This is a genomic window from Enterocloster sp., from assembly GCF_057861365.1.
In genome coordinates this window covers 196,817-209,214 of record NZ_DBMACH010000005.1, presented here as the reverse complement: position 1 = coordinate 209,214, position 12,398 = coordinate 196,817, and the positions used below count along the sequence as shown (strand labels likewise).

At 45.7% G+C, this 12,398-nt stretch carries 14 protein-coding genes and 1 pseudogene; 14 read left to right on the top strand and 1 reads right to left on the bottom strand.

Annotation, left to right across the window (positions count from 1 at the left end; all coding sequences use genetic code 11):
* Positions 1-33 precede the first annotated feature (33 nt).
* Positions 34-1,469 (top strand): annotated as a pseudogene (locus ACZM6M_RS07620) (GntP family permease).
* Between the two features lie 109 nt (positions 1,470-1,578).
* On the opposite strand, the gene ACZM6M_RS07615 reads toward ACZM6M_RS07620, so the two are convergent.
* Positions 1,579-2,244 (bottom strand): GntR family transcriptional regulator, encoded by a 666-nt coding sequence (locus ACZM6M_RS07615; RefSeq protein WP_296036362.1) that lies wholly within the window; start codon positions 2,242-2,244, stop codon positions 1,579-1,581.
* Positions 2,245-2,397: 153 nt separating this feature from the next.
* Here ACZM6M_RS07615 and ACZM6M_RS07610 point away from each other — a divergent pair, with 153 nt between their 5' ends.
* The 13 genes from ACZM6M_RS07610 to ACZM6M_RS07550 all read left to right on the top strand — a co-directional run bounded on the left by ACZM6M_RS07610 (position 2,398) and on the right by ACZM6M_RS07550 (position 11,822).
* The gene (locus ACZM6M_RS07610) at positions 2,398-3,126 is read left to right on the top strand and encodes an NAD-dependent protein deacylase (RefSeq protein WP_337932918.1); all 729 of its coding nucleotides are present in this window, start codon (positions 2,398-2,400) and stop codon (positions 3,124-3,126) included.
* Between the two features lie 14 nt (positions 3,127-3,140).
* Complete coding sequence (locus tag ACZM6M_RS07605) at positions 3,141-4,136, top strand: aldo/keto reductase (protein WP_337932920.1); 996 nt, start codon at positions 3,141-3,143, stop codon at positions 4,134-4,136.
* Between the two features lie 52 nt (positions 4,137-4,188).
* Positions 4,189-4,404 (top strand): DUF951 domain-containing protein, encoded by a 216-nt coding sequence (locus ACZM6M_RS07600; RefSeq protein WP_066545283.1) that lies wholly within the window; start codon positions 4,189-4,191, stop codon positions 4,402-4,404.
* Between the two features lie 123 nt (positions 4,405-4,527).
* Positions 4,528-4,815 (top strand): 30S ribosomal protein S6, encoded by a 288-nt coding sequence (rpsF, locus tag ACZM6M_RS07595; protein WP_066544744.1) that lies wholly within the window; start codon positions 4,528-4,530, stop codon positions 4,813-4,815.
* Positions 4,816-4,862: 47 nt separating this feature from the next.
* Positions 4,863-5,339: a single-stranded DNA-binding protein gene (locus ACZM6M_RS07590; RefSeq protein WP_066544742.1), complete on the top strand. Its 477-nt coding sequence runs from the start codon at positions 4,863-4,865 to the stop codon at positions 5,337-5,339.
* Between the two features lie 42 nt (positions 5,340-5,381).
* Positions 5,382-5,651 (top strand): 30S ribosomal protein S18, encoded by a 270-nt coding sequence (gene rpsR / locus ACZM6M_RS07585; protein ID WP_066544740.1) that lies wholly within the window; start codon positions 5,382-5,384, stop codon positions 5,649-5,651.
* Positions 5,652-6,218: 567 nt separating this feature from the next.
* Positions 6,219-7,718: a tagaturonate reductase gene (locus ACZM6M_RS07580; protein WP_066544737.1), complete on the top strand. Its 1,500-nt coding sequence runs from the start codon at positions 6,219-6,221 to the stop codon at positions 7,716-7,718.
* Positions 7,719-7,836: 118 nt separating this feature from the next.
* Positions 7,837-8,319 (top strand): DUF2812 domain-containing protein, encoded by a 483-nt coding sequence (locus ACZM6M_RS07575; RefSeq protein ID WP_066544736.1) that lies wholly within the window; start codon positions 7,837-7,839, stop codon positions 8,317-8,319.
* Positions 8,319-9,224, top strand: coding sequence for a hypothetical protein (locus tag ACZM6M_RS07570; protein ID WP_066544735.1), 906 nt, complete (start codon positions 8,319-8,321; stop codon positions 9,222-9,224). Before ACZM6M_RS07575 ends, ACZM6M_RS07570 begins: the two co-directional genes overlap by 1 nt.
* A 168-nt stretch (positions 9,225-9,392) precedes the next feature.
* Positions 9,393-9,740, top strand: coding sequence for a TnpV protein (locus ACZM6M_RS07565; protein ID WP_055220253.1), 348 nt, complete (start codon positions 9,393-9,395; stop codon positions 9,738-9,740).
* A gap of 123 nt (positions 9,741-9,863) precedes the next feature.
* Positions 9,864-10,178, top strand: a complete 315-nt coding sequence (locus ACZM6M_RS07560) for a helix-turn-helix domain-containing protein (RefSeq protein ID WP_055220256.1) — start codon at positions 9,864-9,866, stop codon at positions 10,176-10,178.
* Positions 10,179-10,428: 250 nt separating this feature from the next.
* Positions 10,429-11,373 (top strand): ParM/StbA family protein, encoded by a 945-nt coding sequence (locus ACZM6M_RS07555; protein ID WP_066544733.1) that lies wholly within the window; start codon positions 10,429-10,431, stop codon positions 11,371-11,373.
* On the top strand, positions 11,370-11,822 hold the full coding sequence (locus ACZM6M_RS07550) for a hypothetical protein (protein WP_066544731.1): 453 nt from the start codon (positions 11,370-11,372) through the stop codon (positions 11,820-11,822). The genes ACZM6M_RS07555 and ACZM6M_RS07550 overlap by 4 nt, the downstream gene beginning before the upstream one ends.
* Positions 11,823-12,398 lie beyond the last annotated feature (576 nt).

The following is a 12,398-nucleotide window of genomic DNA, read 5'->3' as shown; positions in this document are numbered from 1 at the left end:
TTGGGGTTTAATCATGTAAGGGGGTAATTATTTATGCTGAATCCTGTATTAGCTATGGCAATCGGTATTGTCGTTATGATGGTACTGATCATTTTTACAAAAATGCATGCATTTCCGTCACTGATCATCTCGGCAATCCTGATTGCGGTTCTTGCAATGCCATTTGGTCCGGAGGGAGCCACAGTTGCGACCCTGACCGAATGTGTAAGCACCGTTACCAAGGGCTTTGGAAACACTATGGCAAGTATCGGCGTTGTAATCGGTTTTGGCTGTATCATGGGAATTTTCCTTGAGAAGAGCGGCGCTGCCAAGCGTATGGCTCTGACAATCCTTAAAATGGTCGGTGTAAAGAACTGCGATGTGGTTCTTGGACTTACAGGCTTCGTAGTTTCCATTCCCGTATTCTGCGATTCCGGTTTCGTTATCCTGTCCTCTCTGGCAAAAGAGTTTTCACGCCTTACCAAGAAATCCATGGTTTGGCTGGGCGGCATTCTTGGTATGGGACTTTACATTACCCACTTTATGGTTCCGCCTACACCGGGTCCTCTGGCAGTTGTAGGAACCTTCCAGGAAAATGGTTATAATCTGGATCTGGGAATGTATATCATTTTTGGTATCCTGATTTCTGTTCCCCTGTTTATCTTTTCTGTATTTCTTTTCCGTTATTTTGGAAAGAAATACCCGGATCTGGTTGTGCCTTATGAGATCGACCGTTCCAAGTACAGTGAGAGCCAGTTAAAGGTTCTTGACCGCATTCAGGAAAAACAGAGCCGCAATGAAGATCTTGCTACAGAGGATTTTGCAGATCTGCTGGCTGCTGAGAAGCTTCCCAGTGCATTTTTATCCTTTGCCACCTTATTAGTACCCATTGTTCTGATCTTTGCCAACACTCTGGTAGGACAGATTGGAGCGCTTCAGGGAACTGCATTTGCAGAGTGTGTGAAATTCCTCGGACAGCCGGTTATGGCGCTGTTTATTTCCCTCTGCATGGGCGCATTCCTTCTGTGTGCGGAATATGACCGCAAGACCTGTGTGGATCTGATGCAGGTCCTATCGTATTCATCACAGCAGCAGGCGGTGCCCTTGGCGCAGTTATCAATGCGACAGGCGCAGCAAAGATGATGGCAGACGCAATCGTTGCAGCGGGAGTTCCAGGTATTTTAGTACCGATCATCATTGGTGTCATCATGCGTTTCCCGCAGGGCTCCGGAACTACAGCTATGATTACAGGCTCCGCGATTATTGCCCCGATGATCAGCACACTGAATATCAATCCGTATCTTGCAGCACTGTCACTTTGTCTGACAACCATGTGCCCAAGCTACTTAAACGATTCCTATTTCCACGTTGTAACCAATTTCTCCGGTATGGATATCAAGACCAGCTTAAAGACATGGACGATTGGATCTATTCTGGTTCCGGCATTTGGTTCAGCTATTTTCTGCATCCTGTCTATCTTTATCCATTGATGGGAAGAATGCAGGACTGTGATATGATATGAAAAAAGAGCTGTCTCTTCTAATTTGGGAGATGGCTCTTTTTTTGCGGGTGCGCCGGCTGTCTTTGTATGGAAATACATCAATCCTGATGCATCTGGTCCAGATATACGATAATGGTATCCTTTGCAAGAAGCAGGTGTTCCCGATTGATCCGGTCTGCCTCTTTGACATTTCCGGCTAGTACATTTTGGATAATCTGTATATGCTCGGTCAGGGAATCGTCAAAACGCTTCCGGCTTTTTAAGGAATAGATGCGGAACCGCTGAACCATGGCGTAGACGCGTTCATAGGTACTGATTACCAGATTATTTCCGCTGAGCTGGATCAAAAGCTGGTGAAGCAGAGTGTCCTCTTCCACATAACGCTGTATATCGTCCTGGCTGTGATAGGTTTTTAAGCGTTCCATGCAGTCGTTTAATTCATGGTGTTTTTCTAAGGTCAGACAGTTTCCGGAACGCATAATGGCATAGCTTTCCAGCAGGATCCGCAAATCGAACACATCTTCAATATCCTTTGGAGTGTAGGTTTTTACAAATACGCCCCGGTTGGGATATTCTACGGCAAGTCCTTCGGATACCAGCTGGCGCAGGGCTTCACGGATGGGGCTGCGGGAAATCTCCAGTTTTTTTGACAGCTCTGTTTCCTGGATCTGCTGTCCTGGCGCATAGACGCCGCTGCAGATATCATCTCTTAATATCTCATATACCTGCTGTTTGATTGTAGTAATTCTTCTGATTTGGCTCATGTATGTTATCTCCAGGATTGAATGTTTAATTTCTTTTATCATATCATCGGAGGGAGCATAAGTAAACGGATGGGAGCAATTTTGTTTTTCATAGTGAATCTAAACGAAACCCGTGCTATAATAGGTTCAAAATCCGGCAAAGGAGGAAAACTCATGGATGAAAAATGGCAGCAGTTAAAGGAGTGGATTCAGGAAAGCCAATATATAGTTTTCTTTGGAGGTGCTGGTGTTTCTACTGAGAGCAAAATTCCGGACTTTCGGAGCGAGGACGGGCTGTATCGTCAGAAGTATAAGTACCCTCCGGAAACAATCATCAGCCACAGCTTTTATATGAAGAATACGGAGGAGTTCTACCGTTTTTATAAAGACAGGATGATTTATAAAGAGGCTGTACCCAATGACGCCCACAGAACGCTTGCAAAGCTGGAGCAGGAGGGGAAGGTAAAGGTTGTTATTACCCAGAATATTGACGGGCTTCATCAGATGGCAGGAAGCAGGGAGGTGCTAGAGCTGCATGGCTCCGTACATCGAAATTACTGCACCCGCTGCGGACAGTTTTATGATCTGGATTATATAACGAACAGTGAAGGTGTTCCCAGATGCACCTGCGGCGGCACAGTCAAACCGGATGTGGTTCTGTATGAAGAGGGATTGGATGATACGGTTCTGCGCCGCTCTATCGAGCACATTTCAAAAGCAGATCTGCTGATCGTGGGCGGTACGTCTCTGGCAGTCTATCCGGCTGCCGGCCTGATTGACTATTATAGAGGAAAGAAACTTGTGCTTATCAACCGTTCTGCCACTCCCAGAGATTCCCAGGCAGATTTGATCATTAACGACAGTATCGGCCAGGTCTTAGGAGCCGTGGCCGGTATCAGATAGAGGAGGAAATAATTATGTATCAGGCAGCAGAAAACAGATATGACCATATGAAATACAGACGCAGCGGAAGAAGCGGCGTACTGCTTCCGGAGATTTCTCTGGGGCTGTGGCAGAATTTTGGACTGGAAAAGCCTCTGGAGGAGCAGAGAGAGATCCTTCTTCGGGCCTTTGATCTTGGGATTACTCATTTTGACCTTGCAAATAATTACGGCGCTCCGGCCAGAGGAAAGGCGGAGGAAAATTTTGGAGCCGTTCTGGCATCCGATCTGGCTTCCTACAGAGACCAGCTGTTTATTTCCACCAAGGCCGGTTATGACTGCTGGCCCGGTCCTTACGGTAACTGGGGCTCCCGCAAATACCTGATGTCCAGTCTGGACGCCAGCTTGAAGCGCATGGGCCTTGACTACGTGGACGTATTTTACCATCACCGTCCGGATCCGGATACTCCTTTAGAGGAAACCATGGGCGCTCTTTCCGATATGGTGCGCCAGGGAAAGGCCCTTTATGTGGGAATTTCCAATTATGAGGCAGAGGAAGCAGAGCGGGCCATTGCCATTTTAAAGGAAAATAAGACCCCGTGTCTGCTTCATCAGCCCCGCTACAATATGTTCGAGCGCTGGTGCGAAGATGGGCTTTTTGAGGTTCTGGACCGGGAAGGAGTCGGATGCATTTGCTACAGCCCATTGGCTCAGGGGGCTTTGACGGGACGGTATTTAAAGGGGATTCCTGAGGGCTCCAGAGCGTCACGCAGCAACACCACAGTAGGAGGGCGCTACCTCACGCCAGAACGCCTGGAAAAAATCCGCGCGTTAAATGAGATGGCAGAAAATCGTGGTCAGAGTTTGGCTCAGATGGCTCTTTCCTGGATCCTTCGCAGAAAGGAAGTGACCAGCGTTCTCATCGGCGCCAGCAGCGTCGCCCAGCTGGAGGACAATATAAAGGCTCTGGACGGACCAGTATTTACAAAAGAGGAACAGGAGGCCATTGACCGTATTCTGGCAGATTCCTAAGAACAGGCAGAATAGGGACAAGGGTAGAGGAATAAAAAAGGGAGAGCGGATTATGACTGAAAAACCAGATTACCAGGTGGGAGACATTGTGAAGCTTAAAAAGCCTCATCCCTGCGGCAGCAGCGAATGGGAGATCCTGCGGGTGGGGGCGGATTTCCGCTTAAAATGCACTGGCTGCGGCCATCAGATCATGGTGGCCAGGAGGATGGTGGAGAAGAATACCAGAGGCCTGAAAAAGAGCGGCGGAGAAATGTCCACAAACCCATGAAAAAAGCGAAAAAAGGGCTTGCATTTAAGCAAAACCTTTGGTAAAATAATTATTCGTGACATATTAAATCCTTGCTCCTGAAACTGAAAGCAGGGGCCAGAGACCACAAGGAGGTAAAGCAAGATGAACAAGTACGAATTAACCGTTGTTCTGAATGTGAAGCTTGAAGACGAAGAGCGCGCAGCAGCACTCGAGAAGGTAAAGGGTTACATCACCCGTTTCGGCGGTACTGTAACTAACGTAGATGAGTGGGGTAAGAAGAGACTTGCATACGAGATCCAGAAGATGCATGAGGCTTACTACTACTTCATCCAGTTCGAGTCTGATTCTGTATGCCCGAACGAAGTAGAAGCTCACGTTCGTATTATGGAACCAGTGATCAGATACTTATGCGTTAAGGCTGAGGCATAAGAGATACCCAGACCGCTTAAGCGGAATTGAAAAGGAAGTGTGACCGTATGAACAGAGTTATCTTAATGGGCAGATTGACAAGAGATCCGGAAGTAAGATATTCCCAGGGAGAGCGTTCTATGGCGATTGCCAGATACACTCTCGCAGTGGACAGAAGAGGCCGCAGAAATCAGGATGGAAACTCCGAGCAGACTGCAGATTTTATCAACTGTGTGGCATTTGACCGCGCAGGCGAGTTTGCAGAGCGGTATTTCCGCCAGGGCATGCGTGTTCTTGTATCCGGACGTATCCAGACAGGAAGCTATGTAAATAAGGACGGTCAAAAGGTATACACCACCGAGGTCATCTTAGATGACCAGGAGTTCGCGGACAGTAAGGGTGCGGCTTCTGATATGGGCGGATATGGACAGTCCGGTTACGGACAGTCTGCACCTTCTCAGAGACCGGCTCCTGCCAGCGCGATTGGTGATGGGTTTATGAATATTCCGGACGGAGTTGAGGACGAAGGACTTCCATTCAACTAGACCGGGATTCTTCACGGTGAATAATAAAGGAGGACAACACCAATGGCATTTAATAAGACTGAAAGACCAGAGGGCGCTAAGATGAGAAGACCGGGCGGTATGCGCAGAAGAAAGAAAGTCTGCGTATTCTGCGGCGACAAGAATGGCGTAATTGACTATAAGGATGTAAACAAGCTGAAGAGATACGTATCCGAGAGAGGAAAAATCCTTCCGCGTCGTATCACTGGCAACTGCGCAAAGCACCAGAGAGCTTTAACTGTAGCTATCAAGCGCGCACGCCACATCGCTTTAATGCCTTATACATGTGAATAATTTTGACATGGGAAAGTCCTGGAAACTTGGTGTTTCCGGGGCTTTTTTCGTTTTTTGTACTCAAATATTTATTAGGGCGTACACCTTTTACTCAAAAAATGCTCAAGCTTAATATCCCCCTTGGCCTGGGGGTATGAATGGGGTATAATAGGCCTGTACAGACATAAGCCTGAAATGAAGAACCGGACATACCGGAACATATTTCCTTTGTATTCGATGCACAGTATTATTCAGATAATAATCCGGATTTGAGAGAAATATACGGTGATGATCTGCCGTCCTATTATAATCATTATATGGACTGTGGCTGGGCTGAGGAACGGATTTGCCATTAAAAAATTTATAAAGAGCGGAAAAGTTGTCTGTTTTCTTATGAAAGAGCCATGTAAGAAAATGTAACATTGATAAAAAATATACAATACTGCGAAACACAACAAATTTTACAAAAATACAGCTATAATTTTCATGTTTTCTACAAAATAAAATATTTCTATTTAAAAAGGGTAAATACCTGTGGTAAAATAAAGTACAAAGATGGTTCACAAAGGAAAGGAGAGAACATTTATTATGGCACTTTTAAATTATGATGTGTTGAAGAAATCCGGCTATGACGGATATATCCTGGAGGACGCCCCTGTAAAGGTCCTTCAGTTCGGCGAGGGAAACTTCCTTCGTGCATTTGTGGATTATTGGTTTGATCTTGCAAATGAAAAGGCCGGATGGAACGGAAAGTGCTGTCTGGTACAGCCCATTGCTCCGGGTCTGGCAAAGATGATCAACGAGCAGGAGGGTCTGTACACCCTGTATCTGCGCGGAAGTGAAAATGGTCAGAAGGTAGACGACAAGCGTGTGATTTCCAGCGTTGCAAACTGCTTAAATCCATATGAGAAGGCTGACTATGACAAGATGATGGAGGTTGCCGCAAGCGACGATCTTGAGATTATCGTATCCAATACGACGGAGGCAGGTATTCAGTATGATCCTTCCTGCCAGAAGGATGACTGCCCTCCTGCAAGCTTTCCTGCAAAGCTGACACAGGTGCTCTATCATCGCTATCAGGCTGGAAAGTCCGGTATTATCATGCTGGCCTGCGAGCTGATCGACAACAACGGCAAAGAGCTGTTGAAGTGCGTAAATCAGTACATTGAGCAGTGGGGACTTGAGGACGGATTTAAGAAGTATGTCAATGAGGACTGCACCTTCTGCGGTTCCCTGGTAGACCGTATCGTTCCGGGCCGTATCCGTGATGCAGAGGAAGTAAAGGCTCTGGATGCAAAGAACGGCTACGAGGATCCGCTGACAGACGTTGGCGAGGTATTCGGCGTCTGGGTAATCGAGGGTGACGAGAAGTTAAATGATGTTCTGCCATTTAAGAAGGCCGGACTGATGGACAAGGTATTTGTAACACCTGATATGAGCCCATATAAGAAGAGAAAGGTGCGTATCTTAAACGGCGCTCATACTGGCTTTGTTCTGGGCGCATACCTGGCAGGCGAGGATATTGTCCGCGACTGCATGAACGATGAGGTGATCAAGGGCTTCATGAACAAGATGCTCTATGATGAGGTGATCCCAACCCTTCCTCTGGACAAGGATGACCTGTTAAAATTCGCAGCAGCTGTATCTGACCGTTTCAATAATCCATTTGTAAACCATGAGCTGATGAGCATTTCCTTAAATTCTACCTCCAAGTGGAAGGCAAGAAATATGCCGTCCTTCCTGGAGTACATCAAGGAAGAGGGCAGGCTGCCTGAGTGCCTGACCATGTCTCTGGCTGCATACATTGCATTTTACAGCAATGATATCCAGGCCCTTACAGATGCAGGTCTTGTATGCAAGCGTCCGGCCGGCAATGAGTATACCGTAAGCGATGACCGCTGGGTACTGGAATTCTACTACGACCATAAGGATGATTCTGAGGAGGAGCTGGTACATGCTGTTCTGACCAATGAAAAAATGTGGGATCAGGATTTGACACAGATCGAAGGTCTGGAGGCCAAGGTTACAGAAAACTTAAAGAAGATTCATACAGAAGGCGCAAAGGCTGCATACGCAAGCTGCCTGTAATCGCCGGAAAATGTGTTAAAACCGCTGAAAGCAGTGCCGCAGAAAGCCTGAAATGGGCTTCTGCGGCATTTTTCAGTTAAATGGAGAAGAATGTGGCAAAAATTAAGGGGGTGTGCCTGTGAGAAACCGAAAACGCCGAATGGAGAACTTTACATTTTACGATTACAGAGAAATCTGCACCCATCTGGAGCAGATGGTTCAAAAGGGGTGGATGCTCAAAAGGATCGGGCTGTTCTGGGAGTATGAACGGATCGAACCGGCAAGACTGCATTTTGCAGTGTCTCATTGCAGGGGGATAAAAGAGGAGATTGAGGAAAAGGACGGGGGCCGGCTGCCACAGGATGGCTGGAAGCAGGTCTGCCAGTCGGACCGTATGGGAATCTACTGCTGCAGCCGGGAGGAGGCGCCTCCTTTTGGTAGTACGGCAAAGGAGGAGCTGGAAGCGGTTCGTGGGATTGGGATAAAAAGATATCTTTTTTCAGGGCTCCTTGTTTTTGCAGCAGCCCTGCTGCAGGAGTGGACTTTTTTTCATCTCTGGGCCGGGATTTTACAGGAGTGCTGTCTGACGGGGGCCGCCTCTTGGGAGGCATTTGTTTTCTGATGGTGGTTTTTATTTGCCTGGGCGAGAAAATCGGTTATATTTTATGGTATTTACGGGCAAAGAAGGAGGTTCTAAAGGGCAGGCTCCCTTCTGCGCGGGGAATGGGGATAGTTCGGAGGATTCTGTTTGGAATGCTGTCGTTTATGATGATACTCTGGACGCTGAGAACGCTGTTTGGCGGAGGTTTGATGGAGCGCTGGCTGGTGGTTCTTGGAGTTGCCTGTTTCAGCCTTTTATTTGGCGTAGTGTATGCGGGAATGGGATGGATGAAAAAAAGGGGCCTGTCAGGGAGAGGACATCAGATCGCAGGAATGATCGCCGCATATTTTATTTCGTGTTTTATGCTGGGATTTCTTACCCTGGGAATTTTGAAGGCGTCTGACAGAGGCATGTTTATTTCAGATGAAAAGGAAACCTATGAGTATGGGGGAAGAATCTGGGAGGTGTCTCAGGATGAGCTTCCCCTTAAGCTGGAGGATCTGACGGGGGAGAGCTATGAGGAATATACCAGAGAAAATGATAAAAAGGAATCCCTGCTTCTCAGGCAGGAGAGCATTTCCCAGAGGCCTCGCCTGGATGCGGAAAATTTCAGGGAACTGCCGGAACTGGAGTATAGCCTGATAACTGTGAAGCTGCCGGTGCTTTATGACCGGTGCAGGCAGGCTCTGATCCGGGAAGGAGAGCGCCATTATCCGGAGGGAGACAGGATTTATCAGGAAGAGGATGCGAGGCCCTGGGGAGCCATAGAAGCATACCGTATCTATGATTCCAGATATGGTTTCCGAAATCAGTATCTGATATGCTGGGAAAATGTTCTTGCGGAAATCCATTTCCCATGGGAGCCGGATGAGGGGCAGAAAGGGATCGTGGAAAAAAATTTAAATAAATTAGCACTCAACTCTTGATAATGGAAGTCGATTTTTGTCCTGTCTTGTGTATCCTAGAAGCGCCTGTTTTACAGGCTTTCCGGGGCATCAGTCATTTTGTCTGGTATTGTAAAGCAGTGTCAGATTTGTCGTAAATGTCGTAAATTTGTGGTCAAAAAATGATGAGAAATGGAGAGTGCTAATAAAATGAAATTAACGTATACGAATGTAAATGGATATCTGATTCCGAATCTCACCTATAAATCCGGTGAGCAGATGGAGCAACTTGGAAAGTATGGTTTTCTTCGTAGAGATTATCTGAAAAACCATCGAAATTCAACCTATCAGGTGATGCTTCTGCAGGATACGATTGGAGAGCATCTTCTGGAAGTGGACAAGGCAGCCAGGGAACGGGAAGAAGTGATTCTGAAACAGTTGGAAGAAAAAGAACCACTGCCGGATAAGGAGAAAGATCAGATGGCATGGGTAAGAGCTGCCAATCAGCACAGAGCGATTGCAGAAGAGATTATCCTGAAAGAATTGATTTATGTATAAGGATTGCCAGTAACTAATCTGGCAGGTAACTGATAAAAATAGAATATTGTGAGCGAAGTAAGACGTGAGTCATAAGATATGGCTTGCGTCTTTTTCTTTTGAACTGGAAAGGAGGATGGGAGCATGGCACAGATTTTTCGTGTAGAGAAAACTAAGAATTTTACGGTAATGAGTAATCACCATTTCAAGAATAAGAATCTGACATTGAAAGCGAAAGGCCTATTGTCACTGATGTTAAGTTTACCAGAGGAATGGAATTACAATATGCAGGGACTGGCAACACTGAACAGAGATGGGATTGATTCTGTTCGTTCTGCAATTAAGGAATTAGAGCATCATGGATATGTGGAACGTCATAGATTGCGTAATGAATATGGCTTTTATGGAGATACCGAATATATTATCCGGGAAGTTCCATTAGGAGAAGAAAATGATTAAGCGAAGGAGAAAATGCCTAATGGTGGATAGTCCAATTTTGGATAATCAGGTCATAGGAAATTCCTATCTCCGGACATCAGAAAATAGGAAAACCAGATATGATAAATCCCATATTGGACAAACCGTCGCTATTAATAACCAATGTTATCAAATATGAATTATTAAAAAACCAGTAAATAAAATATCCATCTTATCAATTCACGTAAGTATTAATAGGATTGGATAAGAAAAGAAAGAATGAGGTATGATTATGAGAATGATGAAAAACAACAATAATGAGATAGTTACAGTGATCGGGATTGATCATGGTTATGGAAACATGAAAACTGCCACTAGATGCTTTCCATCTGGTGTAGCCAGATATGACAAGGAGCCAATCTTTCAGAACAATCTTCTTGTTTACAATGGCATGTATTACCAGATCGGAGAGGAACACAAGGAGTTCTGTGCAGAGAAAACGCAGGATGAGGACTATTATGTGCTGACACTGGCAGCTATCGCAAGGGAACTGGATGGGAAAGGTATGAACCGGGCAACGGTACATATCGCAGCCGGACTTCCCCTTACCTGGGTAGCTACACAGAAAGAAGACTTTCAGAAATATCTTCTCCAGAATGAATGTGTAGATTTTACATTCCGCAATAAAGAGTATCATGTAGAGTTCGCAGGAGCTGATATTTACCCACAGGGATTTGCAGCAGCCTTTTACCGCTTACAGGATTTTAAAGGCATCAACATGCTGGTGGATATTGGAAACGGAACTATGAACATCATGTATATCAACAATTCCCGTCCATTAGAGAAGAAATGCTTTACAGAGAAATATGGAACACATCAGTGTGTGCTTGCTGTAAGGGAATCCCTGCTGAAAGAACTGGGAACAGTGGTGGACGATCTGGTGATTGAGCAGGTAATCCGTACCAGGACAGCAGATATTGGCGAGAAATATCTGACAGTCATTCGTAAAGCTGCCGGAGATTATACGAAAGAAATCTTCCATAAGCTGAGAGAACGGGAATATAATCCAGAACTGATGCGTCTGTATGTGGTCGGCGGTGGCGGTTGTATGATCCAGAATTTTGGAGAATATGACAAGAGCCGGGTGACAATTGTACGGGACATCTGTGCCACAGCGAAAGGCTATGAAGCAATGACCGTAAGGAAAATCCAGAGAAACGGAGGGATGCTTGTATGAGAAAAGAACGGAAAATCATCAATACCAATATCCGTTTGAACCTTTGTGATGAACAGGACAGGCAGGCATGGGAATATTTGCAGACGATGGACAGGGAAAAATATAAATCGTACACCAGAGCAGTTGTAGTTGCTTTAAACGATTATTTTTCCAGAGAGTACAGGAATGAAGCAGATCCGTATCTGGAAACCAGAGAAAAGGAAGATGCTTTTCTGGAAAGAGTGGAAACAGCAGTCCGGGATGGAGTGAAAGAATCTGCCCCGATGGCTATAGCGAAGAATCTGATGGAAATGCTTGTACCGTTTGTAAAAGAATCGGTAGGAGAAATTAATCTGCTGGACAGAACACTAACAATGGAGAAAACGGATGGAGAGATTGCAGAAGATAATCTGGACTGGGAGAAAGAAGCTGATATGGATGCAGCACTGGATTTTGCAGACAGTTTTTAGATAGTTATGAAATAGCAGTAACAGGAAAACAGACTGACAGTAAGGAATAGCTTTACAAAAATAGAATAGCAGAAAAAGACAATGGCAGTGGTGACATTTCAGATATTATGAATTGGAGAAATGTTTATGACTGCTATTTTTATGTCTTTTAGCAGAAATGGAAAGAGATCCAGAAAAAGAAAGACAGAAATAACAGGAAAATATAACAGAAAAGCGTTGGCAGATGGGTGATTGAACAAGCAAGGCGAAGAAAAGAGATAGAGTGCCGGATACGGCACATGATTGTCCGATACTTCGCATCGGAGTGATGCAGGAACAGTCTGTTTCAGAAAGAGAAAATCTATGGAAATGGGAGCTTTTCTATTTCTTCCACAGTCTGTCCCTGCACCACAAAACCACTGTCATCTCCATTTAGGGTTGATAATGCAGTGTGGAAATGTTGCTTGGCTAGTATCGGTTTAGTAGTGGGAAGATGACAGGCAAGTTTCGCAAAGTGGCAAGCCACTCTGCACCGGAGCCAGCCTTTGGGCTGTTCCTAAACTTGCCAGAGGGCTCCGCCCCTTGGAACCCCGGCAC

What these genes read in the sequence shown, in the direction of transcription:
- ACZM6M_RS07615 (WP_296036362.1), bottom strand. Translation starts at nt 2,244, where the DNA reads ATGAGCCAAATCAGAAGAATTACTACAATCAAACAGCAGGTATATGAG.
- ACZM6M_RS07610 (WP_337932918.1), top strand. Translation starts at nt 2,398, where the DNA reads ATGGATGAAAAATGGCAGCAGTTAAAGGAGTGGATTCAGGAAAGCCAA.
- ACZM6M_RS07605 (WP_337932920.1), top strand. Translation starts at nt 3,141, where the DNA reads ATGTATCAGGCAGCAGAAAACAGATATGACCATATGAAATACAGACGC.
- ACZM6M_RS07600 (WP_066545283.1), top strand. Translation starts at nt 4,189, where the DNA reads ATGACTGAAAAACCAGATTACCAGGTGGGAGACATTGTGAAGCTTAAA.
- rpsF (WP_066544744.1), top strand. Translation starts at nt 4,528, where the DNA reads ATGAACAAGTACGAATTAACCGTTGTTCTGAATGTGAAGCTTGAAGAC.
- ACZM6M_RS07590 (WP_066544742.1), top strand. Translation starts at nt 4,863, where the DNA reads ATGAACAGAGTTATCTTAATGGGCAGATTGACAAGAGATCCGGAAGTA.
- rpsR (WP_066544740.1), top strand. Translation starts at nt 5,382, where the DNA reads ATGGCATTTAATAAGACTGAAAGACCAGAGGGCGCTAAGATGAGAAGA.
- ACZM6M_RS07580 (WP_066544737.1), top strand. Translation starts at nt 6,219, where the DNA reads ATGGCACTTTTAAATTATGATGTGTTGAAGAAATCCGGCTATGACGGA.
- ACZM6M_RS07570 (WP_066544735.1), top strand. Translation starts at nt 8,319, where the DNA reads ATGGTGGTTTTTATTTGCCTGGGCGAGAAAATCGGTTATATTTTATGG.
- ACZM6M_RS07565 (WP_055220253.1), top strand. Translation starts at nt 9,393, where the DNA reads ATGAAATTAACGTATACGAATGTAAATGGATATCTGATTCCGAATCTC.
- ACZM6M_RS07560 (WP_055220256.1), top strand. Translation starts at nt 9,864, where the DNA reads ATGGCACAGATTTTTCGTGTAGAGAAAACTAAGAATTTTACGGTAATG.
- ACZM6M_RS07555 (WP_066544733.1), top strand. Translation starts at nt 10,429, where the DNA reads ATGAGAATGATGAAAAACAACAATAATGAGATAGTTACAGTGATCGGG.
- ACZM6M_RS07550 (WP_066544731.1), top strand. Translation starts at nt 11,370, where the DNA reads ATGAGAAAAGAACGGAAAATCATCAATACCAATATCCGTTTGAACCTT.